At 72.3% G+C, this 25,076-nt stretch carries 23 protein-coding genes and 1 pseudogene; 11 read left to right on the top strand and 13 right to left on the bottom strand.

The window, feature by feature from the left end; translation table 11 throughout:
• Positions 1 to 732, top strand: a 732-nt coding sequence (locus BI06_RS38160) for an SDR family oxidoreductase (RefSeq protein WP_063795113.1), incomplete at its 5' end; no start/stop codon positions are given.
• Complete coding sequence (locus BI06_RS55265; RefSeq protein WP_051742756.1) at positions 729 to 1,472, top strand: polysaccharide deacetylase family protein; 744 nt, start codon at positions 729 to 731, stop codon at positions 1,470 to 1,472. The genes BI06_RS38160 and BI06_RS55265, both read left to right, overlap by 4 nt.
• A gap of 88 nt (positions 1,473 to 1,560) precedes the next feature.
• On the opposite strand, the gene BI06_RS38150 is transcribed toward BI06_RS55265, so the two are convergent.
• The gene (locus BI06_RS38150; protein WP_043475935.1) at positions 1,561 to 2,844 is read right to left on the bottom strand and encodes a tannase/feruloyl esterase family alpha/beta hydrolase; all 1,284 of its coding nucleotides are present in this window, start codon (positions 2,842 to 2,844) and stop codon (positions 1,561 to 1,563) included.
• 235 nt (positions 2,845 to 3,079) lie between these two features.
• On the opposite strand from BI06_RS38150, the gene BI06_RS38145 reads away from it, so the two are divergent.
• On the top strand, positions 3,080 to 4,201 hold the full coding sequence (locus BI06_RS38145; protein ID WP_043475931.1) for a sensor histidine kinase: 1,122 nt from the start codon (positions 3,080 to 3,082) through the stop codon (positions 4,199 to 4,201).
• 8 nt (positions 4,202 to 4,209) lie between these two features.
• Positions 4,210 to 4,830 carry a response regulator transcription factor gene (locus BI06_RS38140; protein WP_043476392.1) on the top strand — a complete coding sequence of 207 codons (621 nt, stop codon included), beginning with the start codon at positions 4,210 to 4,212 and terminating at the stop codon, positions 4,828 to 4,830.
• Here the strand turns inward: BI06_RS38140 and BI06_RS38135 are convergent.
• The 8 genes and pseudogenes from BI06_RS38135 to BI06_RS55695 form a co-directional block, all read right to left on the bottom strand.
• Positions 4,803 to 5,483 (bottom strand): hypothetical protein, encoded by a 681-nt coding sequence (locus tag BI06_RS38135; protein ID WP_051742755.1) that lies wholly within the window; start codon positions 5,481 to 5,483, stop codon positions 4,803 to 4,805. The two genes, BI06_RS38140 and BI06_RS38135, sit on opposite strands and share 28 nt — an antisense overlap.
• Positions 5,484 to 5,674: 191 nt before the next feature.
• Positions 5,675 to 6,700 carry a serine hydrolase gene (locus BI06_RS38130; RefSeq protein WP_043475928.1) on the bottom strand — a complete coding sequence of 342 codons (1,026 nt, stop codon included), beginning with the start codon at positions 6,698 to 6,700 and terminating at the stop codon, positions 5,675 to 5,677.
• A 72-nt stretch (positions 6,701 to 6,772) separates the two neighbouring features.
• Positions 6,773 to 7,879, bottom strand: a complete 1,107-nt coding sequence (locus tag BI06_RS38125) for a glycosyltransferase family 4 protein (protein ID WP_043475925.1) — start codon at positions 7,877 to 7,879, stop codon at positions 6,773 to 6,775.
• Positions 7,876 to 8,412, bottom strand: coding sequence for a deoxycytidine triphosphate deaminase (locus BI06_RS38120; protein WP_043475922.1), 537 nt, complete (start codon positions 8,410 to 8,412; stop codon positions 7,876 to 7,878). Before BI06_RS38120 ends, BI06_RS38125 begins: the two co-directional genes overlap by 4 nt.
• Entirely contained in the window at positions 8,409 to 8,942 is a 534-nt protein-coding gene (dcd, locus tag BI06_RS38115) for a dCTP deaminase (protein ID WP_043475916.1), read from the bottom strand. Before dcd ends, BI06_RS38120 begins: the two co-directional genes overlap by 4 nt.
• Positions 8,939 to 10,150, bottom strand: a complete 1,212-nt coding sequence (locus BI06_RS38110) for a metallophosphoesterase (protein WP_043475914.1) — start codon at positions 10,148 to 10,150, stop codon at positions 8,939 to 8,941. Before BI06_RS38110 ends, dcd begins: the two co-directional genes overlap by 4 nt.
• Positions 10,147 to 11,489: pseudogene (locus tag BI06_RS38105) on the bottom strand (UDP-N-acetylglucosamine 1-carboxyvinyltransferase). Before BI06_RS38105 ends, BI06_RS38110 begins: the two are co-directional and overlap by 4 nt.
• Before the next feature lie 86 nt (positions 11,490 to 11,575).
• Positions 11,576 to 12,103 (bottom strand): ATP-binding protein, encoded by a 528-nt coding sequence (locus BI06_RS55695; protein WP_082558978.1) that lies wholly within the window; start codon positions 12,101 to 12,103, stop codon positions 11,576 to 11,578.
• A 289-nt stretch (positions 12,104 to 12,392) separates the two neighbouring features.
• On the opposite strand from BI06_RS55695, the gene BI06_RS38095 reads away from it, so the two are divergent.
• On the top strand, positions 12,393 to 13,268 hold the full coding sequence (locus tag BI06_RS38095) for a helix-turn-helix transcriptional regulator (protein ID WP_043475911.1): 876 nt from the start codon (positions 12,393 to 12,395) through the stop codon (positions 13,266 to 13,268).
• A complete protein-coding gene (locus BI06_RS38090) occupies positions 13,265 to 13,495 on the top strand; it encodes a DUF397 domain-containing protein (RefSeq protein ID WP_043475908.1) in 231 nt (76 codons plus the stop codon). The genes BI06_RS38095 and BI06_RS38090 overlap by 4 nt, the downstream gene beginning before the upstream one ends.
• Before the next feature lie 111 nt (positions 13,496 to 13,606).
• On the opposite strand, the gene BI06_RS38085 is transcribed toward BI06_RS38090, so the two are convergent.
• From BI06_RS38085 to BI06_RS38075, 3 genes are all read right to left on the bottom strand, one after another.
• Positions 13,607 to 14,692, bottom strand: a complete 1,086-nt coding sequence (locus BI06_RS38085; protein WP_043475905.1) for a glycosyl hydrolase — start codon at positions 14,690 to 14,692, stop codon at positions 13,607 to 13,609.
• Between the two features lie 14 nt (positions 14,693 to 14,706).
• Complete coding sequence (locus BI06_RS38080) at positions 14,707 to 15,675, bottom strand: NAD(P)-dependent oxidoreductase (protein WP_051742753.1); 969 nt, start codon at positions 15,673 to 15,675, stop codon at positions 14,707 to 14,709.
• A 70-nt stretch (positions 15,676 to 15,745) separates the two neighbouring features.
• On the bottom strand, positions 15,746 to 16,870 hold the full coding sequence (locus BI06_RS38075; protein ID WP_030393172.1) for a DegT/DnrJ/EryC1/StrS aminotransferase family protein: 1,125 nt from the start codon (positions 16,868 to 16,870) through the stop codon (positions 15,746 to 15,748).
• A 504-nt stretch (positions 16,871 to 17,374) separates the two neighbouring features.
• On the opposite strand from BI06_RS38075, the gene BI06_RS38070 reads away from it, so the two are divergent.
• The 4 genes from BI06_RS38070 to BI06_RS38055 all read left to right on the top strand — a co-directional run bounded on the left by BI06_RS38070 (position 17,375) and on the right by BI06_RS38055 (position 23,366).
• Complete coding sequence (locus tag BI06_RS38070; protein WP_043475903.1) at positions 17,375 to 19,618, top strand: MMPL family transporter; 2,244 nt, start codon at positions 17,375 to 17,377, stop codon at positions 19,616 to 19,618.
• A gap of 245 nt (positions 19,619 to 19,863) precedes the next feature.
• Complete coding sequence (locus tag BI06_RS38065) at positions 19,864 to 21,063, top strand: sensor histidine kinase (RefSeq protein WP_030393170.1); 1,200 nt, start codon at positions 19,864 to 19,866, stop codon at positions 21,061 to 21,063.
• Positions 21,060 to 21,755: a response regulator transcription factor gene (locus tag BI06_RS38060; RefSeq protein WP_030393169.1), complete on the top strand. Its 696-nt coding sequence runs from the start codon at positions 21,060 to 21,062 to the stop codon at positions 21,753 to 21,755. Before BI06_RS38065 ends, BI06_RS38060 begins: the two co-directional genes overlap by 4 nt.
• Before the next feature lie 72 nt (positions 21,756 to 21,827).
• Positions 21,828 to 23,366 carry an alpha/beta hydrolase gene (locus BI06_RS38055; RefSeq protein ID WP_051742752.1) on the top strand — a complete coding sequence of 513 codons (1,539 nt, stop codon included), beginning with the start codon at positions 21,828 to 21,830 and terminating at the stop codon, positions 23,364 to 23,366.
• A gap of 67 nt (positions 23,367 to 23,433) precedes the next feature.
• On the opposite strand, the gene BI06_RS38050 is transcribed toward BI06_RS38055, so the two are convergent.
• Positions 23,434 to 24,039: a TetR/AcrR family transcriptional regulator gene (locus BI06_RS38050; RefSeq protein ID WP_043475900.1), complete on the bottom strand. Its 606-nt coding sequence runs from the start codon at positions 24,037 to 24,039 to the stop codon at positions 23,434 to 23,436.
• Between the two features lie 73 nt (positions 24,040 to 24,112).
• On the opposite strand from BI06_RS38050, the gene BI06_RS38045 reads away from it, so the two are divergent.
• Complete coding sequence (locus BI06_RS38045) at positions 24,113 to 25,018, top strand: alpha/beta fold hydrolase (protein WP_043475897.1); 906 nt, start codon at positions 24,113 to 24,115, stop codon at positions 25,016 to 25,018.
• The last annotated feature ends 58 nt before the right edge of the window (positions 25,019 to 25,076 follow it).

Genomic DNA, 25,076 nt, shown 5'->3' with positions numbered 1-25,076 from the left:
GCCCTGGTCACCGGCGCCTCCTCCGGCATCGGCGCCGCCACCGCCGACCGGCTCGCCGCCGCCGGCTGGCGGTTACTGCTCTCCGGCACCGACCAGACCCGGCTCGACGCCGTCGCCGCCCGCACCGGCGGCCGCCCGCTCCCCGCCGACCTCGCCAAGCCCGACGGCGCCCAGCGCCTCGCCGAGGCCGCCCTCGCCGCCGCCGGCCGGGTGGACGCCCTGATCGCCAGCGCAGGCCTCGGCTGGCGCGGCCCCTTCGCCCAGACCCCCACCGACACCCTGGACCGGATGCTGGAGGTCAACCTCGCCGCCCCACTGCGGCTGGCCCGGCTGCTCCTGCCCGCGATGCTGGAACGCGACCGGGGCCGGATCGTGCTGCTCGGCTCGATGGCCGGCCAGGTCGGCGTCCGCGAGGAGGCCGCCTACGCCGCCACCAAGGCCGGGCTGACCATGTTCGCCGAGAGCCTCTGGTACGAGCTGCGCGGCACCGGCGTCGGAGTCCGGCTGATCCTCCCCGGGGCGGTGGCGACCCCCTTCTTCGCCACCCGCGGCACCGACTACCAGCGCGAACGCCCCCGCCCCGTCACCGCCGAGGCGGTCGCCGACCTCGTCCACACGGCGATCACCACCGACCGCGACCGCGCCTTCCTCCCGCACTGGCTGGACTTCCCGGCCCGGATCCACGGCGCCGCCCCCGGCTTCTTCCGGCGGATGGCGGCCCGGTTCGGGTGAGGGCCCGGAGGGGCACCGGCCTCCTGCTCGGCGCCGCCGCCGGTGTCGAACTGCTCCACCTCGCCCCGGCCGCCGTCCGACTGCCGCCCGTCAAACGCCTGCTGGCCCGCCGCACCGCCGGCTACGGCACCGCCCCGGGGCACCTCGCCCTCACCTTCGACGACGGCCCCGACCCGCGCGGCACCCCGCCGATCCTGGACGCCCTCGACGACCTCGGCCTCCGCGCCTCCTTCTTCCTCCTCGGCGCCATGCTCGAACGCTCCCCGGACCTCGGCCGCGAACTGGTCGCCCGGGGCCACGAGGTCGCCGTGCACGGCTGGCACCACCGCCGCCAGTACTGCCCCGCCCCCGCCCGCGACCTGCGCGAACTGCGCCGCGCCACCGAGGCGGTGACCGACCTCACCGGCGCGCCCCCGCTCTGGTACCGCCCGCCCTACGGCGTCCTGACCGCCGGCCAGGCCCTGGCCGCCCACCGCCTCGGCCTGCGCACCGTCCTGTGGACGGCCTGGGGCCGCGACTGGGAGGCCGGCGCCACCGGCCCCTCCGTCCTCGCCACCGCCCGCCCCCGCCTCACCGCCGGCGCCACCCTCCTCCTCCACGACTCCGACTGCACCTCCGCCCCCGACTCCTGGCGTGCCACCCTCGCCGCCCTCCCCCTGATCGCCGCCCACTGCCGCGCCCGGGGCCTCACCCTCGGCCCGCTCCGCGACCACGGCGTCCGGGGCGTTCGGGGCGGCTGAAGCGCGGAAAAGCCCGGCCCGGCCGCGGGGGCGGCCGGGCCGGGCGGTCGGAACCCGCGCTACGAGCGGGTGGTGGGTCGGACCCCCGCTACGAGCGGGTGGTCGGCCGGGCCCAGCCCTCCAGCTCGTTGAACGCCGCGACGAAGGACGGCAGCATCGGCTTGTACGTCTTCGTGTCGATCACGACCAGCCCGTCGGTGTGGGTGCCGCCGGGGACGTGGACGTAGCGGTGCAACGGCGCGCGGCCCGCGGCGGTGACCATCCGGTCGTAGACGTCGCCGAAGGTGGCCGGCGGGGTCAGCGCGTCCAGGGTGCCCTGGATGCTGATCAGCGGGCGCTTGATGTTCCCGGTCAGCGAGATCCGCTCGACCGCCCGGTGCACCGATTCGGGGCGCGAGGCGAAGTCGTAGTCGGTGTCGCAGCCGGGCGTGCTCCCCGGCGGGCAGAACGGGGTGCCGCCCTGCCGGTCGCCGTCGTAGTCGGGGTCGACCTCCTCGCGGATGACACGCTGCAGGAGGTCCCACTGCTTGTTGTAGTGGTAGCCCCACTGGCTCTCGGAGTCCTTCGGATAGCCCGCCGCGATGATCTCCTCGCGGGCCGACTGGTCGCCCTTCACCAGCCGGGGGAAGGCGCGCAGGGCCGGCGGGAGGGTGGCCAGCAGGCCGCCGTCCTTGGTGAAGACCAGGGCGTTCCAGTCGATGCCGCCGGTGTAGAGCTCGGGGTAGTGCTCAAGCTGCCAGCGGACCAGGTACCCGCCGGCCGACAGCCCGGCGGCGTACGTGACGCCGGGCGCCCGCCCGTAGTGCTGCCGGGCGACCTCCTTCGCGGCCACGGTGAGTTCCGCGACCCGGCGGTGCCACTCCATGATGGCGTCGCCGGGCCGGTCGCCGTCCTGGTAGAGCTCGTCGCCGGTGTTGCCCTTGTCGGTCGCGGCGTAGGCGTAGCCCTTGGCGAGCACCTGGTCGCCGATGATCGGATCATTGGCGTACTGCCTCCGGGTCCCGGGCGGACCGGCGACCACGAGACCGCCGTTCCAGTGCTTGGGCAGCCGTATGACGAACTGGCTGTCGTGGTTCCAGCCGTGGTCGGTGTTGGTGGTGGAGGTGTCGGGGAAGTACCCGTCGACCTGGATCCCGGGGACCCCGGACGGCAGGACGGCGTCGTCCGCCAGCAGCCCCTTCCACTCGATCTCCTGGGTGTGCCCGGTGAGCCTGGTCCCCGTGCTGGTCAGGTCGGCCAGGCAGCTGGAGACCGAGTACTCCGCCCCCGGGACCCGGACGCGGGAGCACCGGTCGCCCTGGTCGGCGGCACCCGCCGGAACGCTCAGGACGGTGGCGAGCAGCAGCGGTGCGACGGCGAGACGGCGAAGCATGACGCCCTCTTCTCGATCGGGAATGTGACACCCCGAAATCTAGGAACCGCAGGTCATCGCGGATAAGTGCGGGACGGCCCGACCGGCTGTGGCCGGAAGGCACATGACCTTCGGCCACACTCCGCACGCGTTCCCGGCGCGGAGCCGGAGCCGCGGCAACCGCCGCGTACGCTGCGCGCAGGAGCGGTCTCCCGCCCTCCCGCTTGTTCGCTCCACGAGTCCTTGAGGAGAGCCGATGTCACGCCCCGTTCCCTGGATACCCGCCGTCCTGTACGGCGCCGTCCTGCTCGGGGGCGTCTACTACGCCGCGATCGGCCCGGGGCCGGGGGCCAGGACCGCCGGGTTCGTCGGCCTGCTCGGCGCCCTGATCGCCCTGGACGGGTGGGGCCGTGGCCGGGGCTGGGACCGGTGGCGGTGGCGCGGCCGGCGGATCGCACCGGGCGCGGTCCTCGCGCTCAGGGTGCTGCTGCTCTGCGCGGTCACCGCCGTCGACGTGTCCGGGCTGTCCCGGGTGCTGTTCGTCCTGGTGCCGTTCCTGGCGTTCTTCGCGTACGGGTCCGCCGCCGCCGTCGGCCTCGGGGTCGGCTGTGTGGCGGCGCTGGCGGGCGCGTTCACCCTGTGGGTCCCGCGCTGGCAGGTGCGGGCCGAGTACATCTCGGACCTGCTGATGTTCGCGCTGGGCATCGTCCTGGCCGTCGCGATGGCTGCGGTGGCCGTTCGCGAACAGCAGGCCAGGGCCCGGCTGGAGGGCACCCTCGCCCAGGTCGCCGAACTGTCCGCGGCCCGCGAGCGCAACCGGCTGGCCCGCGAGATCCACGACAGCCTCGGCCACCATCTGACCGCGATCGGCGTCCAGTTGGAAATGGCCGAGGCGTTCGCCTCGCTCGACCCGGCGGCCTCGACCCGGGCGGTGTCGCACGCCCGCTGGTCGGCGAACCGCGCCCTGGACGAGGTCCGGGCCTCCGTCCGCACCCTGGGGCCCGGGTCGGAGGCCGAGCCGGTCGTCCTCTCCCGGGCGCTCGCGGACCTGGTCCACCACCTGGACGGCGGCAGCCGCCGCATCACCCTGGAGACCTCGGGCGTCGAACGCAGACCGCTGCTGGTGCTGTACCGGGCCGCGCAGGAGGGGCTCACCAACGCCTGCCGCCACTCCGGCGCCACCGAGATCGGGGTGGACGTCGCCTACGACGAGCGCGGCGCCCGCCTCCGGGTGGCCGACAACGGCACCGGCTTCGACCCCGCCGAGGAGGGGTTCGGACTGGCCGGACTGCGCGAACGCGTCCGGCTCGCGGAGGGAACGGTGGCCATCGACACCTCCGCCGACGGCACTGTCCTCACGGTCGGCGTCCCGTGGTGACCGGGCCGGTGGAAGCGCCGGTAAAGGTCCTCGTCGTCGACGACCAGGACCTCGTCCGGGAGGGCATCGCCGCCCTCCTCGGCATCCAGCCCGGCATCGAGGTGGTCGGCAGCGCCCGCGACGGCGCCGAGGCACTCGACACGGCGGCGGCCCACCGCCCCGACGTGGTCCTGATGGACGTCCGGATGCCAGGGGTCGACGGCGTGGCCGCCACCGCGCTGCTGCGCCGCAGCCTGCCCGGGTGCAAGGTCGTGATGCTGACGACGTTCAACGACGACGACTACGTCACCCAGGCCCTGCGGGCGGGCGCGGTCGGCTACCTCCTCAAGAACCTGCCCGCCGCCGAACTGGCCCGCGCCGTCCGGCTCGCCCACGCGGGAGTGGCCCAGTTCGACCAGACGGTGATCGCCAACCTGGCCGCCGGCCTCCCGGCCCCCGAACTGCTCACCCCCCGCGAGACGGAGGTCCTCCGCCTCGTCTCGGCGGGCGCCACGAACAAGGAGATCGCCTCCCGCCTCTACCTCAGCGAAGGCACGGTGAAGAACCACATCTCCCGCGTCCTCAGCCGCCTCGGCCTCCGCGACCGCACCCAGGCCGCCCTCTACGCCAGGGACAACGGGCTCATCTGACCGCGCCTCGGTGCGGGAGCGGGTGTCAGGCCAGGCCGACCCGGGTCAGGGCCGCTTCGAAGCCGGTGCGCCAGCCGTCCGGGGTGGCGCCCGGTGAGGGGTGCGGTTCGGGGCGGGTGAGGGCGGCGCGGACCACTTCGGCGGGGCGGGCGGAGACCGACGTCGGCGTGGCCCAGTTCCAGTTCGTGCTGGAGGTTGTCGCGGCCGTGGCCCTGGACGACGTCGAGGATGAGCAGGCGGCGGCCCAGGGCGCGGGCCTCGCTGCAGGTGTCGCCGGAGCTGGTGACGACCAGGTCGGCGGCGGATATCAGCTCGGGCACCGGGTCGGTCCAGCCGAAGGCGTGGAGTCGAGGACGGTAGCGCGGCCAGGCGCAGCTGGCGTTCCTTGCGGTGTTGCTGCCTCCCAGGGTGACGACGTGCGCTCCGGCGTCGGCGAGTTCGGCGGCCGTGCGGGCCAGCGGGCCGAGGCTCCAGCCGCCGGACGTCGGTAGGACGCACCGCGCGTCCGGCGGCACGCCCAGCCGTTCCCGGGTCTCGGTGTGCGACGGCGGCCGGTATAACGGTGCGCACAGCGGCAAAGGCAGCATGGCCACCGGGGCGTCCAGGCGGTAGCGGCGGACACCGAAGCAGGTGACCTCGCAGGTGACGCCCAAGAGGTCGGTGTCGTCCTGTACCCAGCTTCTGAGGGCTGACGTTGATGCAGGGCGCCAGATGCCGGAACGTCGCTGCGCAGATTGTTGGCCCGCCAGGTTGTGGCGGGCCAACAAGTGGCGGAGACCAGCGCGACCACGTCGTCCCCGTCGACTTCGGCCGAGTCCGGATCCTCGCGCTGTTCGTGAGGCCGCTATGGCGTGAACAGAGCAGCCCGGAAGTCACCCCGTACCTTCGTCAGCGGCTCACGGTCACGGGAGTAGTAGAGCTTGTTGGTGAAGAGCGCCGCCCAGGTCCCTTGTTCCGGCGAGATCCAGAGACCGGTGCCGGTGAAGCCGTAGTGCACCCATACGTCGTCGGCCGGATCCGTGTCAGGGGCGGGATGCCAGAAGAGGCCCCTGGGCGGGGTCAGATCGCCGGTCTGGATACTGAGGGACTCCCGTACCCATTGGGCACCGAACGGGGCGTCATCGGCGTTGAGCAGGGCGGTGGCGAACAGCGCGATGTCATCGAGAGTGGAGAACAATCCGGCGATCCCGCACACCCCGCCGAGCAGGCGTGCGGAGAAGTCGTGTGCGGTTCCGCGCAGTGGCTGCCCGGTGGTCTCGTCGACCTCGGTCGGGGCGCAGCGCCGCACCATGTCGGGCGGGACCGGGCCGAACCGGGTCTCCGTCATTCCCAGCGGTTTCCACACAGTCTGGGAGGCGAGTTGATCGAGCGTGGTGCCGGTGAGGTACTCGGCGAGGTAGCCCAGCACGAGCGCAGCCCGGTCGGTGTACTCGACAGCCTCGCCCGGGGGCCGGTGGAGGGCCTCCCGGAGAACACCCGTCCGGACCGCGGCCCCGTCGGTGCCATAGGAGTTCCGAAGATTCGCCCGCAACGGAACTCCGGCGCTGTGCGTCAGGAGTTGGCGCGCGGTAACCTGCCCGAGGGGGTAGTCGGCGACCTCGGTCCAGAGTGTTCCGAGCGAGTCGTCCAGTGGCAGTCGGCCGGCCTTCCAAAGACACCCGAGGACCGTCCATACGGCGGTGACCTTGGTCAGGCTGGCAATGTCGAAGACCGTTCCGGCAAGCATCGGCTCGGTGCCGTCCAGCGTCCCGCAGACGCCGCCGGTCAGCGGACCGGTCCGGTCCCCGGCGGCCCAGACGGCGCCGGGGTAGGTCCTGCGTGCCACGCCTTCCTGGACGATTCCCTGGACGGCTTCGATGTCGTGGATCATGTCGCTCCCTGTCGGGGTGGGTGCCCGGCCAGCGTAGTGAGTTCGGCGTGCCCGGTGCATGACGCCCTGCCGTCAGGCGAGTTGGGCGCCCAGATTGTTGAGCGCCTCGGCTGTGGAGCTGAGGGGGAACCGCTTGGCATTCCGGTAGCCGCGCTGACGGACTTCCTCCAGCGCGCCCGGCTCCCGGACGAGTGCGGCCAGCGTGGGCGCGAGGTCGTGCGGGGAGGCGAGGTCGACCGGGAGCCCGCTGTCGCCGATGGTGTTGGACAGCCCTGGGACGGGTTGGTAAAGGACCGGCAGCCCGCACGCCTGGGCTTCTACGGCGACCAGGCCGAACGCTTCCAGGGTGGTTGACGGCATCACGAGGGCGTCGTGATGGACGAAGGTCTGCCATAGCTTCCGGCGGGGGAGCCAACCGAGGTAGCTGACGCGGACGTGGAGCTCCCGAAGGGTGGGTGCAAATGCGGCGTACTCGGCCTCGGGAGCCGCGATGCTCCATTCCACCCCGGAGAGGGATGCCGCGGTGTGGGCGAGTGCGCGGCCGCCCTTCTCCGGAGTGAGGCGCCCCGCGTAGAGGAGACGCAGGGGGCCGTGGTGTCTGGGACCGAGCGGCGGGGGAGCAGCCAGGAGGTGGTCCGGGATTCCCCAGGGGACAAGTACGATCTTTCTGCGGTCGGTCCGGGGTGCGATGTGCAGGAGATGATCGGCCATCGCCGGGGTGGGCACACAGATGATGTTCGCACCCCGGGCAGTGGTGAGGAGTACCTGCCGCTGGGTGGCGTGGGTCGCGGCAAAGAGCAGGTCCGTGCCGTGGACCAGGGCGATGCTCGGGTGTCGGGGGAAGGCGCGGGCCAGCGCGGGGGTCGCGCCGAACGCGAGGTGATGAAGGTGGAGCACGTCGACCTGGTGGGCCCGGAGGTGCGACACCATGGACTTCTGCAGCGCTGCCACGTACGCCCAGAATCCTGGCCCGTCCAGACACTTTCCGGGGACGTCCAGCAGGCCGAACTCCCGGGGGACGGTGGCACTGCTGCTGGCCGGGGTGAGCATGAGCGGCTTGGCCGGGATGAGCGGCTCATCGCCGGTGTAGAGGTCGTGGAACAGCTCGACGCTTCCACCGGGGCTTCCGGCGGGAAGGTCGATCGCCGCGGCGGCGAGGGGCGCCCGAGGTCTTGTCATCCGCGGTCGCCTCGCAGTTCCTGGTAAAGGCGGGAGATGTCGATTCCTTCGGTGGCCCGGTACTTCGATCCCTGTTGTTGGTAGCTTGCCGCGGCGCCGAAGGTCTGGAGGAATACGAGCTTCCCGAACGTCATATCAGGGTGGATCCGAACCCTTTTGGCGGCCCGGATCTCCAGGGTCCACCGGATCGCGTGTCCGACGTGGCCGAGAGGGGCCGAGACGTGGACCCAGATTCCGAGGGAGCCGATGGTGCGGTCCCCGTTCAGCATCTGCGCATACCGCTCGGATCCGGTTCGCTCCAGGGTCGCCCCGAGGTACAGCACCCCGGGTTCCAGGAGAAGGCCGTTCTCCGGAACGGTCAGCTCGGTGAACTTGGCCGGGTGGGCCGCGTCCAGGTCCCCGCGGCACTCCCTGAGGGTAGTGTCCAGCCGCCAGTCGTAGGCGTTGGGCGAAATCCGGGCGGGGTCGTAGGGCTCGATGGCGATGTCACCAGCGGTGACGGCGGCAGCGATCGCCGGGCCGGTGAGAATCATCGGGCGTCCGCCGGCTTGGCGTCGTGCCAGTAGCGGGAGGGCTGCGGGCCTTGGGCGGATTGGTACTTGCCCGAGTAAAGGCTGACCGGACCGACGGACAGGAAGAACATGATCTGGCCGATCTTCATCCCAGCATAGACCTTGAGCGGGCGCACCGGCGAAAGCATGAGCGTCCACTGGCCGTGGAAACCGATGTCGCCGATCGGGGCGGTGATCTCCACGAAGAGGCCGAGGCGGCCGACCGAGGAGCGCCCGAAGAGGAGCGGGACGAAGGTGTCGGAACCGACCTCCTCCACGGTGTGCCCGAGGTACAGCTCCCTGGGCTGGAGCACGTAATCGTCAGCGCCGATGCGCTGGGTACAGGTCGTGTTCTCACGGTGGGGGTCGATGATCTCCTCGGAGTAGATGGTCAGGGTGTCACCGAGCCGGACGTTGTAGCTGTTGGGGTTGACCTGGGCGTCCGTGTAGTCGGTGATCCGGATGCGACCGTCGCGGACGGCGGCGGCGATCTCGGGGCCGGTGAGGATCATCGACGGTTCCTCTCGTCGTCGGTGGTGAGGATTCGGTGCACGGAGTCACCGAGTCCGAGGCCGGCGTCCTGGGCGTACCGGTCGAGGAAGGTGGTGGCGAGGTAGTCGGTGGTCAGCACATGCGTGGCGCCGGCCGGCAGTGGGTGCGGGGCCGTGGTGATGGGACCGCAGTGCCGCGTGAGGTGGGCGATCAAGCCTTCTGGGCGGTCGATGTACCGATGGGGGATCTTCGCGTGGACGAGCTGGTTGCCGAACGGTTCGATGGTGAGCAGGTCGCCGACCCGCAAGGTGGTTCCGAGCTTCGTGCTGCGCAGGGCGGTCTCGTTGAGGAGTACAGGTACCCGGAGCCTGTCCTGAAGGTGCTCGGCTACCAGTTGCAGGACCGTCGCGCGGCAGGGCGTGGAGTTCTGCCACCGGGGCAGGACAGGACGGAGAGGCACGGTGAGGTGCCTCCTCCAACTGTCGATCAACTCCGTGATCGGGGCCAGTGCGGCCGGGGCGGTGGGAGTGTCCGTGAACCTCGCGGCGTGGGCCGTCCAACCGGTGGAGGCCGGTTCCGCCCAGGCGTATCCGGCGCCCAGCTCATGGCCCTTGACGACAACGGTGCGGCCGACCTGTGCGGGGCCGTACTGGTCGCTGTGGCAGTGCCCGGCGAAGATCACGTCGAGGAACGGGCATTCCTCGGCAATCCGGAGGTCTGCCTCGAATCCGGAGTGGGACAGCAGCACCCAGGCATCCGTCTTGTGGTGGTGACGGAGCAACAGGTCCCGCAGGGCGCCGACCGGGTCGGTCGCCCGTTGGCCGGTGCGGTGTGACGGCGGCACGGTGGCGAACGCCTGCTCGCCTATCACGGCGGTGACGAGGACGTTGAGCCCTCCCACCGCCGTTCGGTGGAGCGGGCGGAACACAGGGATGCCCTGTTGATCCACGACGTTCGCACACACGGTAAGAGCCCGGATGTCGGGCTCCAGATAGTGCTGCCAACCGTGATTTCCCGGGGCGATCACGTCGTACATGCTGGTCAGTACCTGCCGCTCGATCGCGCCGCGTCCCAGCCGGTAGAAACCGCTTCCCTCGAAGTAGTCCCCGCAGTCCACGACCAGCGCTCGTGCGCGGGCCTCGTGGAGGCCGCTCAGCATGGGGTTCGCGTTGTCGAACGCGGAATGGACGTCAGTGGTGGCCGCGATGGCGGTCACTTCGCGAATCACGGGGAGACCTCCGTGATGTCGGCGCCCAGCGACCGCAGCTTGGCCGGCAGATCGGCGTGCCCGCGTCGGAGTTGGTCCAATCCGCGCAGTACGGTCGTTCCGTGGGCCGTGAGAGCAGCGATCAACAGGGCCGAACCGGTCCTGATGTCGGTGGCCTCGACGGTGGCCCCGGTGAGCTGTTGCGGGCCGGTGAGGCGGCACTCCGTGGGTGTCAGCGGCTCGATCGTCGCACCGAGCCGACCGAGTTGGGCGAGGAGGTTGCCGTGGCGGCCCGGGTTGATCGCATCGGAGAACAGATGGGTGCCGGGCATTCCCAGGGCGAGGGCCATCAGTGGTGGTTCGAAGTCGGCGTCGAGGCCGGCCGGGTCGAGCGAGGCGACTGCCCGCAGTGGCCGGCCCGTGAATGTGCGCGGGGCGGCATTCACGTGCAGCGCATCGGCTGGGACTCCACCAGGATTCCGAGCCCCCGCAGCACCGCCACCACGGGACCGACATCCGCTCCGACAACTCCCTCGATGCGCGCCCTGCCACCTGTGGCTGCCACGGCGCAGGCCAGCGTCGCAGCCTCGATCTTGTCGCCGGGGATCTCCCAGGCGAGCGGGGTGTCCGGACGGGTGACCGGAGGGGTGAGGCTGATGAGGTCCGTGCCGGGGCGCACTTCCCAGCCTGCCGTGCCGAGCGCGGCGAGGACGGCGCTGAACTCGGGTGACGTGTTCGGGTTCCGGAGCGTCAGCGGGCAAGCGGCCACGACTGCTCGCAGAACGGCCGCAACGCTCGCACCGCGTGACCGGAACGGTAGGTCTACGGTCACACGGTCGGCGGGACCGGTAGCTCGGCGGATCTCGTATCCGTCCTCGCGGATGAGGACCTTGTCACCGAACTGCTCGTAGACCTTGAAGTGCTGATCCATCCCCCGATCGCCGATCGAGCACCCTCCCGGCCACGGCATGCTCGCCCGTCCGCTCGCCTGAAGTAGCGCGGGTGTCAGGTAGTAGGACGCACGGATCGTGGAAGCCGCCCGCAGGTCAGGTGCGTAAGTCGGGTGCGAGGGAGCGGTGACATCCACCTTGTCGGCTTCGAGCGGTTGGAGGTCGTCGGAGCAGGAGGCGGGGTTCGTGAGGACGTACCCCATCTCCTGCAGGAGGGTGAGCATCACCTGAACGTCGGTGCTGCGCGGGATACGTTCGATGCGCACGGTTCGACCGACTACCGCAGCGGCGGCGATCAAGGGGAGGGCGGCGTTCTTCGAGCCGTCCACACGGACAGCTCCGCTGAGTAGCCTGCCGGGGCGAACGGAGAGCGCGGCTGTTGAGGGGTTCGTCGGAGACGGGCTCGACATGGGTGTCCTTCCCAGGACGGTTGTGGGTGGGACGGTCGTTCCGCCGTGGCGTGTCGGCCGACTTGGGCAAACGGAGGGCGGCAACGTCAACTCCCCGGCCCCGACCCGAAGGTGTTCCAATCTGCGGTCCTCGGTTCGTCGACAGCGACCATCGGCAGGGTGGCGTAGACCGCCTTGCCGGTAGGCGTGGGGTGCCAGCCCCATGCGGCGCAGTGCTCGGCGATGATTGAAAGCCCGTATCCGGACTGCCCATTGTCGTACGGCGGACGGGGCGTGGGGGGCTGCTCGGATCCGTCGCCGACGCTGACGATGAGGCTCCCACGAGGAGTCGGCCACAACTCGACGGTGACGTCTCCGACGGCCCCTGCGTGACGGACTGCGTTCGTGACCAACTCGCTAACGACGGTTCTGACATCGTCCAGGCGGTCGTCCGTGAGCCCTGGGTACCAGGTGCTGACCGTCATCGCGGCGAGCCGACGGATCGGTCCGACAGCCCCGGGCACCGCCTGGAGGCGCCACCTTGCCTGTCTGATTCCTGCGGAGACGTGATCATCGGCCGGTCCGTGATCGAGCCGGGATTCGAGTTCACGAGCATGGAACGGTGGGGCCGTCATCGGAGGTCCTCCAGCGGCTGCGGCGCGCGGTGATCCGCTCCGAAATCCGGTTGGCGGCCCGCGTCGGCGAGACAAGCAAGATCCACGACAAATCAGCAGCAAGGTCAGTGGGATGACGATGCGTCACTTGCTGCGATTGACAGAGTGCCCCTTGGATCTTGAACTGACAAGCTTGTGACCCAAACTGACATGAGACAAAACACATGTTCTATCGACTGCCGCACCTGGCAGGTGTCAAACTGCACCCAGTGGTGCGTGTGCCGCACCCAGTGAGGAGCGGATTGCACCTATGCCCAACGTGCGCGCCATCCCGACGGTCCGTCGCCGTCGTCTCGGCAAGGCTTTGAGGAAGTATCGGACCGCCGCAAAGCTGAGCCTCGACCAGGTCGCCGAGCTGATGGGTGAGAGGTGGGACGGGCCGAAGGTCTCCCGCATCGAGAACGCTCAGGCCAAGGTCAACTCGGCGGAGGTTGCCCGGCTTCTGGAACACTACGAGGTGATCGATCCTGAGATCATCGTCCCGCTCGAAGAACTGGCCAGGAATGCGGGCAAGGTCGGCTGGTGGAGCAACTACGGCGGCATAGTGCCGGCGAACCTGGAGATCTTCATCGATGCGGAGGACGAGGCGCGCGTCGTCCGTTCCTACTACGCCACGGTGATCCCCGGCATCCTTCAGACGGGTGCTTACGCTCGCGAGATCACGGCCGTCACCGCGACCCATATTCCGAAGACCGAGCATGCCGGGATCGTGGACATCAGGATGGGCAGGCAAGCCACCTTGACCAGGTCCGACGATCCGGCCGAGTACTGGTTCATCCTTCATGAGGCACTGCTGCTCCAGACGTTCTCGCCGCACCCCGCCGTGATGCGGGAGCAGCTCATGAAGTTGCTGGATGTCAGTGCCCTGCCCAATGTGAACCTGCTGATCGCTCCCTTGGATGCCGGTCCTCATCCAGGAGCGCGAGGCAACTTCCAGATCTTTCAGTTCCGGAAGCCCTGGCCGACCCTGGTGGCAGCCGAAAGCGCAGGTGAGACTCGGTACCTGGAGGACGAGGAGGTCGCTGAGCGTTTCCTCAACGACTTTGCGCAGATCCTCCCTTCGACCCTGTCCGCTGATCTCTCGCGGGAGCTGATCAGAAAACACATGGAAGGAATGGCAAGTTGAGCGCCACCCCTGAACCGAAGGCCGACCTCTACGCACTCGACCTCACCGCCGCGCCGCGAAGGAAGTCTCCGCTCAGCACCGACAACAACGCGTGCGTCGAGCTGGTGGACCTGCCGGGAGGCGGTATGGCTGTCTTCGACTCCAAGCGCCCGGACCTTCCGGCCCTCCGCTACACGAAGGCGGAGTGGGAGGCATTCAAGGAGGGAATCGTCCAGGGCCTCCTGTAGTCGGCTGATGCGCATTCGGGCCGCTTCCCCCGTCGCAATCGGGGGAAGCGGCCCGTTGGCGTACGAGTGTCCGCTGTTCCGGGCGGGTCGAGACCGGTGCGGGGGGCGGTGTCAGGCCAGGCCGACCCGGGTCAGGGCTTCCGTGAAGCCGGTGCGCCAGCCGTCCGGGGTGGCGCCCGGTGAGGGGTTGGGCTCGGGGCGGGTGAGGGCGGCGAGGGCGGAGTGGAGTACCTCGGTGGGGCGGGCGGAGACCACGTCGGCGTGGCCCAGCTCCAGTTCGTGCTGGAGGTTGTCGCGGCCGTGGCCCTGGACGACGTCCAGGAGCAGGAGGCGGCGGCCCAGGGCGCGGGCCTCGCTGCAGGTGTCGCCGGAGCTGGTGACGACCAGGTCGGCGGCGGACATCAGGGCGGGCACCTGGTCGGTCCAGCCGAAGGGGTGGAGGCGGGGGCGGCGGGCGGCGGCGTGGCGCAGGCGGCGTTCGAGTTCGGTGTTGCTGCCGGCGACGGCGAGCACGTGCGGTCCGGCGTCGGCGAGTTCGGCGGCGGTGCGGGCCAGGGGGCCGAGGCCCCAGGCGCCGGACATCAGCAGCACGCACCGCGCGTCCGGCGGCAGGCCCAGCCGTTCCCTGGCCTCGGCGCGCGAGGGCGGGTGGTAGAACGGCGCGCGCAGCGGTGCGGGCAGGACGGCCACCGGGGCGTCCGGGCGGTAGCGGCGGACGCCGCAGGCGGCGACCTCGGAGGTGACCAGGAACAGGTCGGTGCCGTCCTGCACCCAGAGGCGGTGCGGGGTGACGTCGGTGCAGAGCACCAGGTGCCGGAAGGCGGGCGGGTCGCCGCGCAGCCGGTTGACGGCGGAGGTGGCGGTGGCGAACACCGAGACCACCAGCTCGGGGCGCTGCTCCGCGAGCAGCGCCCCGACGGCGGGCACCAGCCGTCGCCGGGCCGCCGCGTCGGCGAGCAGGGCGATCCGGGCGCCGGGGCGCAGGGCGGAGAAGTGGAACGCGTCGTAGACGCCGGGCAGGTCGAGCAGCCGCCGGAACACCGCCTCCCCGGCGTTTCCCGCGCGCTGCCCGAGCAGGGCCATCGCGTCGACCGTGCTGGTGGTCCAGCCGCGCGCCTCCAGGGAGTCGGCGCAGGCCCGGGCCATCACGTCGTGGCCCTGGCCGAGCGAGCCGGAGACCAGCAGGGCGTGCGGCACTGTCCGGCCCCGGTTCAGGCGCCCCGGCGGGGGCCGGTGGCGGGGCCGGTCGCGGGCGCGGCCTCGGAGCGGTACCAGTCGGCGTACCGCCGCACGCCGTCGGCGAAGTTGGTGCGCGGCGACCAGCCGAGCAGCCGCTTGGCCTGCGCGGCGGAGATCCGGCGCCCGGCGTAGTCGGCGGTGCGGGCCTCGATGTGCTCGATGGTGACCGGTCCGAGCAGCCGGTCGACGGTGTCGGCGATGTCGCGGACCGAGACGGCGGTGGAGCCCTCCAGGGCGAAGGTCTGGTCCTCGGCGGCGGGGGAGAGGGCGCGGACGTGCGCGTCGGCGAGGTCCTCGACGTAGACGAAGTTGCGGCTCTGCCGCCCGTCGCCCGCGATGGTGATGGGCCGCCCGTCGAGCGCGGCCTGCACGAACCGGGCGACCACCAGCTCGTCGCGCATCCGCGGCCCGTACGGGATGCCGTACCGCAGGATGGTGAAGTGCCGCCCGTACAGCTGGCGGTAGCTGTGCACGAGCATCTCGGCGGCCAGTTTGGTGGCGACGTAGAGGTGCCCGCTGTGGTCCAGCTCGATCGGCACGTGCTCGTCGAGCTCCTGCTCCTCGTCCTCCATCCCGGCCTCGCCGAGGGCCGCCCCGTACACCCAGACGGTGCTGGCCAGCACGGTCCGGCTGAGGTCGTTGCGGCGGGAGGCCTCCAGGACGGCCTCGGTCCCGTCGATGTTGGCCCGCACGGCGCCGACCGGGTCGGCGGCGACCCGTTCGACGTCGGCCTGCGCGGCCAGGTGGAAGACCACCTCGCAGCCGTCCAGGGCGGCGGTGAGGGCGGGCAGGTCGAGGATGTCGATCCGCGCGTGGTCGGCGTCGGGGTTGAGGTACTTGTCGGTGGAGTCCACCGCGAGCACCTCGTGCCCGGCGGCGAGCAGCCGGTCGACGACGTGTGAGCCGATGAAGCCGCATCCTCCGGTGACCGCTATCCGCACGGTTCTCTCCTGTCTCTGTCGACTGTCTCTGGCGACCGGTCGTGACGGTTGTCACGACCGAGGCGGTCCGTCAGCCCGTGGAGCGGCGATGGACGGCGGACACCGCCTCGATCACCAGCTCGGTCTCGTCCTCGGTCATGTCGGAGTGCACCGGCAGGCAGATCTGCCGGGCGCAGACGTCCTCGGCGATCGGCAGCGCCTCCCGCCGGTACGGGGCGAGCACCGGCTGCAGGTGCAGCGGCAGGTCGTAGACCTCGCCGGACAGCCGGACGTCGTACTCCTCGGCGACGGCCCGCTTGAAGGCCGCGCGGTCGGTGCCGGGCGGCAGCAGGGCGACGTACTTGTAGTAGTTGCCGCGGGAGCCGGCCGGTTCGAGGACGGGCGTCAGGCCGTCCAGGGCGCCGAGCGCGGCGTCGTAGCGCTGGGCGACCCGGCGCCTGGTCTCCACGAACTCCTTGAGCCGGCGCAGGTGGACGGTGCCGATGGCGGCGTTGGGTTCGCTCATCCGCCAGGACGCGCCGAGCCGCACGTGGTGGTTGGTGGTGAAGGAGCCCTTGCCCTGGTCGCGGTGGATCCGGGCCTCGTCGCGCAGTTCGGCGGACTCGGTGAGGATCATGCCGCCCTCGCCGCTGGTGGTGACCTTGGTCGGGTAGAAGGAGAAGGCTCCGGCCGTGCCGAAGGTGCCGGCGGCGCGTCCGAGGTAGCTGCTGCCGTGCGCGTGCGCGGCGTCCTCGACCAGCGGGATGCCCCGGGCGTCGCAGATCGCCCGCAGGGCGTCGACCTCGGGGGTGATCAGCCCGCCGATGTGGACCAGCACCACGGCCGCGGTGTCGGGGGTGAGCGCGGCCTCCAGGGTGTCCGGGCCGAGCGCGAGGGTGGCCGGGTCGACGTCGGCGAAGACCGGCCGGCCGCCGGCGTGCAGGATCGCGCCGGCGGTCGCGTAGAAGGTGACGGCGGGGACGACCACGTCGCGGTCGCGGACGTCGAGGCCGCGCAGGACGATCTCCAGCGCCGCGGTGCCGCTGGCGACGGCGACCGCGTGCGTGGCGCCGTGCTCGGCGGCGAAGGACTGCTCGAACCGCTCGGTCCAGGGGCCGAGGGTGAGCGCGCCGGTGGCGAGCATCTCGCTCACCGCCTCCGCGACGGTCGCGCGGTCGTTCTCGTCGAACACGATGCGGGCGGCGGGAACGCCCATGGGCCACCTCCGGCAGCGGGTCGAGCTGCGGACGGGCGGTGTTCCGGGGGCCCGCGGGCTTCCCGGTCACCGGTGACGGACAGGTCTGGACGAACCGGTGCAAAACGTCCGGTCCAGGCACATCACGCTACTTCGCCGGTCGGGACGCGGCCCGTCCGTACCCCCGCCCGGGTGACCCGGCTGCCCCGGGCGAACCCCGCACCCTGCACCCCGACCCCGGTGGCCGCCCCCTCGGCCGCAGGTCGGAGCCGGACGGCCGCCGGCGCGCTGCGGGCACTACGCCGTCCGGGTCGTCCTGCTGCGTCCGCAGTAGTCCGGAATGCCTGCGCAGGGCCGACGCCGACGAGACGCCCGCCGACGCAGGATGGCCATGCTCCGGGAGCCCCTGGCCGCGACGGCCGGGCAGCGCTCCCGTTCGCCGTCCAACGCCCGCCGTCCAACGCCCGCCGTCCAACGCCCGCCGTCCAACGCCGACGTCCGACACCCGAAGGAGTCCGCTCTCCCGTGGCCACTTTCCTGTACCGCCTGGGCCGATGGTCCTTCCTCAGGCGCCGACTGGTGACCCTGCTCTGGGTCGCCCTGCTGGCCGCCGTGGGGGTGCTGGCCGCCAAGGCGCCCGCCGCCCCCGACGACGGCTTCGCCATGCCCGGCACCGAGGCGCAGAAGGCCTTCGACCTCATGGACGAGCGCTTCCCCGGCGCGATGTCCGACGGTGCCTCGGCCCGGATCGTCTTCGTCGCGCCGTCCGGCCAGAAGATCACCGCCACCGAGAACCAGCAGACGGTCGAGAAGACGGTCGCCGAGCTCGCCCACGGCGAGCAGGTCGTCGGAGCCGCCGGACCGTTCAAGACCGGCGCCGTCTCCCAGGACGGCACCACCGCCTACGCGACGATCAGCTACGACGCCAAGCCCGGCAAGGTCTCCACCGGGGCCACCGACGCCCTGGAGCAGGCCGCCCAGCACGCGCGGGACGCCGGCCTCACCGTGGACATCGGCGGCACGGCCCTGATGGCCGGCGGCGAGGCGGGCGGTTCCGCCGAGGCGATCGGCATGGCGATATCGGCCGTCGTCCTGGTGATCACCTTCGGCTCGCTGCTGGCCGCCGGACTCCCGCTGCTCACCGCGGTGATCGGCGTCGGCCTCGGCATCGCGCTGATCACCGGGCTCGGCAGTGTGCTCGGCCTGTCCAGCACCACCAGCACGCTGGCGATGATGCTGGGCCTCGCCGTCGGCATCGACTACGCGGTCTTCATCGTCTCCCGCTACCGCGCCGAACTGCTCGACGGGTACGCGCCCAAGGAGGCCGCCGGCCGGGCCGTCGGCACGGCCGGGTCGGCCGTGGTGTTCGCCGGGCTCACCGTGATCATCGCGCTGGCCGGGCTCTCCGTGGTGGGCATCCCGCTGCTGGCCAAGATGGGCCTCGCGGCGGCCGGCACCGTGGTGATCGCCGTCCTGGTGGCGCTCACCCTGGTCCCCGCGCTGCTCGGCTTCATCGGTCCGCGGGTGCTGCCGCGCAAGCTCCGCAAGCGGGGCCGCGCCGCTGCGGGCGCCACCGCCCGCCCCAACGGCGGCACCCGCTGGGCCCGGTTCGTGCTGCGGCGCCCGGTCGCCGTCCTGGTCGGCGGCGTGATCGGGCTGGGCGTGCTCGCGCTGCCCGCCCTCGACCTGCGGCTCGGCCTGCCGGGCGACGAGGCGAAGCCCACCTCCACCACCCAGCGCCGCGCCTACGACCACCTCTCCGAGGGCTTCGGTCCGGGCTTCAACGGCCCGCTGACCCTGCTGGTCGACGCCAAGGGCGTGCCCGACCCGAAGGCCGCCGCCCAGCAGGTCGGCGACGCCGTGAAGGGCCTGCCCGGCGTGGTGGCCGTCACCCCGGCGGCGTTCAACCAGGCCGGGGACACCGCTCTGGTCACCGCCATGCCGGCCACCGGGCCGAGCGAGGCGGCGACCACCGACCTGGTCCACGCCATCCGTGACAAGGCACCGGGCCTCAAGTCCGCCACCGGCGCGACGGTCCTGGTCAGCGGTCCGACGGCGATGAACATCGACGTCTCGCAGAAGCTGAACGACGCGCTGCTGCCCTACCTCGCGGTGGTGGTCGGCCTCGCCGTGGTGCTGCTGCTGGTGGTCTTCCGCTCGGTGCTCGTCCCGCTCAAGGCCGCCGCCGGATTCCTGCTCTCGGTGGCCGCCGCCCTCGGCGCCGTCGTCGCGGTCTTCCAGTGGGGCTGGCTGGCCGAGCTGATCGGGATCGAGCAGACCGGCCCGGTGATGAGCATGATGCCGATCTTCATGATCGGTGTGGTGTTCGGCCTGGCCATGGACTACGAGGTCTTCCTGGTCACCCGGATCCGCGAGGCCTATGTGCACGGCGAGGAACCCGGCGAGGCCGTGGTCACCGGCTTCCGGTACAACGCCCGGGTGGTCACCGCCGCCGCGCTCATCATGATCAGCGTCTTCGCCGGCTTCATCGGCATGAACGAGCCGATGATCAAGATGATGGGCTTCGGCCTGGCCGCCGCCGTCGCCTTCGACGCCTTCGTGGTCCGGATGGCGATCGTCCCGGCCACCCTCGCCCTGCTCGGCCGCCGCGCCTGGTGGCTGCCGCGCCCGTTGGAGCGGATCGTCCCCGACATCGACGTCGAGGGCGCCAACCTCCGGACCGAGCCCCCGCTCCCCGCCGCCCCCGGCGACGGGACCGGCAGCGACGGGAGCGGTACCGAACCGGCCCGCCACTCGGTCGGCGTCTGAGTACCCCGCCCCGCCGCGATCCCTCTCCCCGGGACCGCGGCGGGGCGGCCCGCGTTCCGGCCGGCGCACCCGACCGGTCAAAATGGTACGAACCGTGGACGAACACCACTGCCGAACCGTAGTCGAACCGCATGACCGGGTACTGCATCCGCAGTACCCGCCGCACGGCACCCGCCGAACCGCCCGTCCCCCCGCCGAACCGCCCGTCCCCCCGCCGAACCGTCCGGGCCCGTGGAGAACCGAGCATGACCGACACCTGGCCGCGCCGCGTCCGCCGCCGCTACCCCCGCCTGCTCGACGCGCTGCTCGTGCTCGGTGTCTTCACCGCCACCGCCGGCACCACCACCGTCGACCGCCTCGGCAACCACCTGGAGCCCAACCCGCCCGCGCTGGCCCTGGCCGTCGTCTCCAGCGCCGCCGTCCTCCTGCACCGCAGCCACCCCCGCGCACTGTTCGGGATCACCTTCGCCTGCGCCCTGGCCATCTGCTTCGTCGCGACCCAGCTCAACGTCGGACTGGTCGCCCCGCTGATCGTCGGGCTCTACGTGCTCGCGGTCCACACCGACCGCACCACCGCGCGCATCGCCACCGCCGTCGCGGCCGTGCTGCTCACCGGCGCCACGTTCGTCGCCGAACCCGGTGCTCCGATCGGCGCCCGGATCGGCTTCGTCGCCTGGATCCTGCTGCCCGGCGCCATCGGCGACTCGGTCCGCACCCGCCGCGCCCACCTGGCCGCCATCGAGGAACGCGCCGAACGGGCCGAGCGCACCCGCGAGGAGGAGGCCCGCCGCCGGGTCGCCGACGAACGCATCCGGATCGCCCGCGACCTGCACGACGTCGTCGCGCACCACATCGCGCTCGCCAACGCCCAGGCCGGGATCGCCGTCCACCTGCTCGACCGCAACCCCGCCCAGGCCCGCGAGATGCTCAGCCACCTGACCGACGCCACCGGCTCCGCGCTGCGCGAGCTCAAGGCCACCGTCGGCCTGCTGCGCCGCGCCGACGACCCGGAGGCCCCGCTCGAACCGGCCCCCGGCCTGGACCGGCTGCCCGACCTCGTCGACGCCTTCGAACGCGCCGGGCTGCCGGTCCGGCTCACCGTCGAGGGGGAGCGGCAGCGGCTCTCCCCGGGCGTCGACCTCACCGCCTACCGGATCCTCCAGGAATCCCTGACCAATGTGGCCAAGCACGCCGCCGGCAGCGCCGCCGACGTCACCCTGACCTACTCCGGCGGCCGGTTCCTGCTGACCGTCGCCAACGACCGCCCGCCGCGCCCGGTCCCGCCCGCGTGCGCCCCGGCCGGCGGCGGCTTCGGCCTGATCGGCATGCGCGAGCGCGCCGCCGCCGTGGGCGGACGCCTCACCGCCGACCGCCGGCCCGGCGGCGGCTTCCTGGTCTCCGCCGAACTGCCCCTGCGCACAGCAGCCCGAGAGGAACCCGCGTGACCATCCGAGTACTGCTCGCCGACGACCAGGCCCTGCTGCGCGGCGCCTTCCGCGTCCTCATCGACGCCGAGGACGACATGGAGGTGGTCGGCGAGGCCGCCGACGGCCGGGAGGCGGTCGAACTGGCCCGGGCCACCCGCCCGGACGTGGTCCTGATGGACATCCGGATGCCCGGCGTCGACGGCCTCTCCGCCACCGCCGCCATCTGCGGCGACCCCGACCTCGCCGGCACCCGGGTGCTCATCCTCACCACCTTCGAGATCGACGAGTACGTGGCGCAGGCCCTGCGCGCCGGCGCCGGCGGCTTCCTCGGCAAGGACGCCGAACCCACGGAACTGCTCGCCGCCCTGCGCCGGGTCGCCGCCGGCGAGCCGCTGCTGTCGGCCGCCGCCACCCGCGCCGTCATCGACCGCCTGCTCGCCCAGCCCGACCCGGCCGGGGCCCCGGCCGCCGCCCCCGAACGGCTGGCCGCCCTGACCGCCCGGGAGCGCGAGGTGATGGCCATGGCCGCCACCGGCCTCAGCAACGAGGAGATCGCCGCCCGGATGTACGTCAGCCCGTTCACGGTGCGCACCCACATCCACCGGGCGATGTCCAAGCTCGACGCCCGCGACCGCGCCCAACTGGTCGCCCTCGCCTACCAGACCGGCCTGGTCCGGACGCCCCGCCCGGCCTCCGGCCCGAACGACTGATCAGCACGGCCGGTGGTCCGTACCACCCCGGGGGGATGACACCCGGCGGCGGACTCCCTATGGTCCAGACCCATGTTGAGGAGATTACGACCCACCGGCCCGCTGAGAACCGTCGGTGCCGCGCTCGCCCTGGCCCTCGCCGGGGCGACCACCGGCGCCGGTGCAGCCGAAGCCGTGCCGACGCGGCCCACCGCGCCCCTGGTCTGGACCGACTGCCCCGCCGACCCGTCCGGCGCCCCGGTGGACCCCCGGCTGCGCTGCACCACCCTGAAGGTGCCGCTGGACTACCGGGAGCCGCGTGGGCGGACCGTCGAGATCGCGGTGTCCAGGCTCCCCACTGCCAAGCCGGGGCTGCGCCGCGGGATCCTGGTCCACAACGGCGGCGGCCCCGGGGTGGCGAGCCTGCACCTGCCGAGCGCCCAGGAGTCCGGCTACCCGCAGGAAGTGCTGGACCGCTACGACCTGGTGGGCTTCGACCCGCGCGGGGTCGGCCGCAGCACCCCGGTCAGCTGCGGGCGGACGGCCGCCGAGGTGCCGTACGAGCTGGTGTTCCCGTTCCCCGCGCCGGACGGCTCGATCGCCCCCAACGTGCGGTTCGCCCGTGACCTGGCGCGCGACTGCCTGGCCCGCAACGGCGACCGGATCCGCCATCTGACCACCGCCAACACGGCACGCGACCTGGACCGGATCCGGGCCGCGCTCGGCGAGCCGAGGATCTCCTACCGCGCCGCGTCCTACGGCACCTACCTGGGCGTCGTCTACGCCGAGCTGTTCCCGGGGCGGACCGACCGTTTCGTGCTGGACGGCAGTGTCAGCCCCAACGTCACCTGGCAGGACCGGCTGGCCGGCTGGGACCGCGCGAGCGAGCTGCGCTTCGAGGACTTCGCCCGCTGGGCGGCCGAGCGGGACACCACCCTGCGCTTCGGTGCCACCCCGGCGGCCGTCCGCGCCAACTACCTGGCCCTGGCGGCGGAGCTGGACCGGACGCCGGTGGTCCACCCGGTGGCCGGACCGGTCAACGGCAACCTGTGGCGCACGCTCTACCGGCTGGACTCGTACCACACCGCGCTGTTCCAGGAGATCGCCGACTGGTGGCGCTTCCTCGCCGACGGCGGCGCCGGACCGGTCCCGTACTGGTGGCTGGCGAAGGGCACCCCGGGCATCCCGGAGGACAACGACGTGGCCGCGCTGACGGCCGTGCTCTGCGGCGACACGCCGGCGCCGCGCGACCTCGGCCACTACCGGCGGGCCGTCGCCGAGAGCCGGCTGCGGAACCCGATCGTGGCCGGCATGGGCGCCAACATCTGGCCCTGCGCGTTCTGGCCGGACCCGGTCGAGCCCGCCGTCCGGATCACCGACCGGGGCCCCGCGAACATCCTGCTGCTCCAGACCGAGCGCGACCCGGCGACCCCTCTGACCGGCGCCCTGGAGATGCGGGCGACCCTCGGCGAGCGGGCGCGCATGGTCACCGTCGACGGCGGCAACCACGGCGCCTACGACCGCTCCACCCCCTCCTGTGCGGTCGCCGCCGCCGACCGGTTCCTGGCCACCGGCACCCTGCCGGCCCGGGACCTCGGCTGCGCCCCGGACCCGGTCCCCGCCGCCGGCTGACCGCGGGCTGACTGTCGGCGGAGCGGCCGCGGCCCCGTCCGCGGCCGCTCCGCCCGGGCCGGCGGGCTCAGGAGGCGGGGAAGAGACGGCCCAGGTGGTAGCGGAGGGTGGCGATCGCGTCCTCCGGGGTGCGCTGGCCGAGCAGGACGCTCAGGCCGAGGCCGGCGGAGGCGGCGAGCAGGACGGCGGCCTCCTGCCGGGCGTCCAGGTGCGGGTCGGTGGCCCCGGACCGCTGGGCGGCCTCGAGCTGCCCGACGAGGAATGCCTCCATCTCGTCCGGTGCCGCGAGGAAGTCCCGGCCGCCGAGGGCGGTGTCGGTGACGGAGAGCACCGCGTACTCGGTGTGGACGAGGTGGAAGACCCGGCTCTCCTCGTCGGTGGGGACGGCTTCGAGCAGCACCGCCTCGACGATGTCGCGCGGGGTGGGTGACGGGCCGGTGGCCCGCACCCGGTCGCGGACCCGTTCGCCCATGCGGGTCGTCAGGCGGTTGACCGCGGCGAGCAGCAGCTGCTCCTTGGTGTCGAAGTAGTACTGCACGAGCCGCACCGAGATGCCCGCCTCGACGGCGACGGACCGCATGGTGACGGCGTGCAGCCCGGTGTCGGCGGCCGTGCGGAGCAGGGCGTCGACGATCTGGGCCCGGCGCTCGTCATGGTCGACCAGCTTCGGCATCGGGTTCCTCTCGAACGTTTTTATGGTACAAACATACCATCAAATCCTGCGGTTCTGTGTACCGGGAGGGGTTATGACCCGAGCGAGTGTCGGACATTTCGTCAGTGAGGAAGCCCGCGCGAAGTTCCTGGCGGCGTACGACCGCGCCATGGAGCTGTGGCCCGGCCCGCGCGAGGAACTGGACGTCGAAACCGCCTACGGCACCGTCCACGTCCACCGCTGCGGGGCCCGGACCGGCGAGCCGATCGTGCTCCTGCACGGCCACGCCGGACACGCCTCCAACTGGTACCCGCAGATCGCCGCCCTGGGCGAGAACCACCCGGTCTACGCGATCGACACCCTGGACGATCCCGGCCGCAGCGTGCAGCGCGCCGTCGCGGCCGGACCGGCGGAGAACGCGGCCTGGCTCGGTGAGGTCCTCGCCGGGCTGGGGCTGGAGCGCGTCCACCTGGTCGGCCTCTCCTACGGCGGATGGCTGGCCCTCAACCAGGCCGTGCACGCACCCGACCGGCTCGCCTCGATCGCACCGCTGGACCCCGGCGGGATCGAGAAGGTCCCCGCGCGGTTCTACGCGCACATGATCGGCGGGCTGTTCGGCATGCTCGCCCCGCGCCCGCTCCGCCCCGCCCTCGGGCGACTGCTCGCCAATCCGGCCCTGGGCGCGCCGCCCGCGATGATCGCTCCGCTGATGCTGGCCGTGCGGACCTACAAGCCGAACACCCGCCCCGCGGCCCGGCCGTTCACCGACGAGGAGCTGGGCTCGATCCGGCTGCCGGTCCTCGTCCTGCTCGGACGGCGCAGCGCCCTGCTCCGGCCCCGTCAGGTGCTGGCGCGGGTCACCGCGCTGATCCCGGGCGTCCGGGCCGAGATCGTCGAGCGGGCCGGCCACGGCCTCAACCTGGAGCGTCCCGAACTGGTCAACGAACGCCTCCTGGGGTTCGTCGACGCGCTCCGGGCGGAGCCGAGCCGGAGCGAGTGACACCACCGGGGGCGGGCCGGGGGGACGGGCCGGAGGGGGGACGGGCCGGGGGCCGTCG

It is taken from the genome of Kitasatospora sp. MBT66 (assembly GCF_000710405.2).
Classification (GTDB): Bacteria; Actinomycetota; Actinomycetes; order Streptomycetales; family Streptomycetaceae; genus Kitasatospora; species Kitasatospora purpeofusca.
Note: the sequence above shows the minus strand (reverse complement) of the source record. Positions and strands in the feature narration are given on the sequence as shown.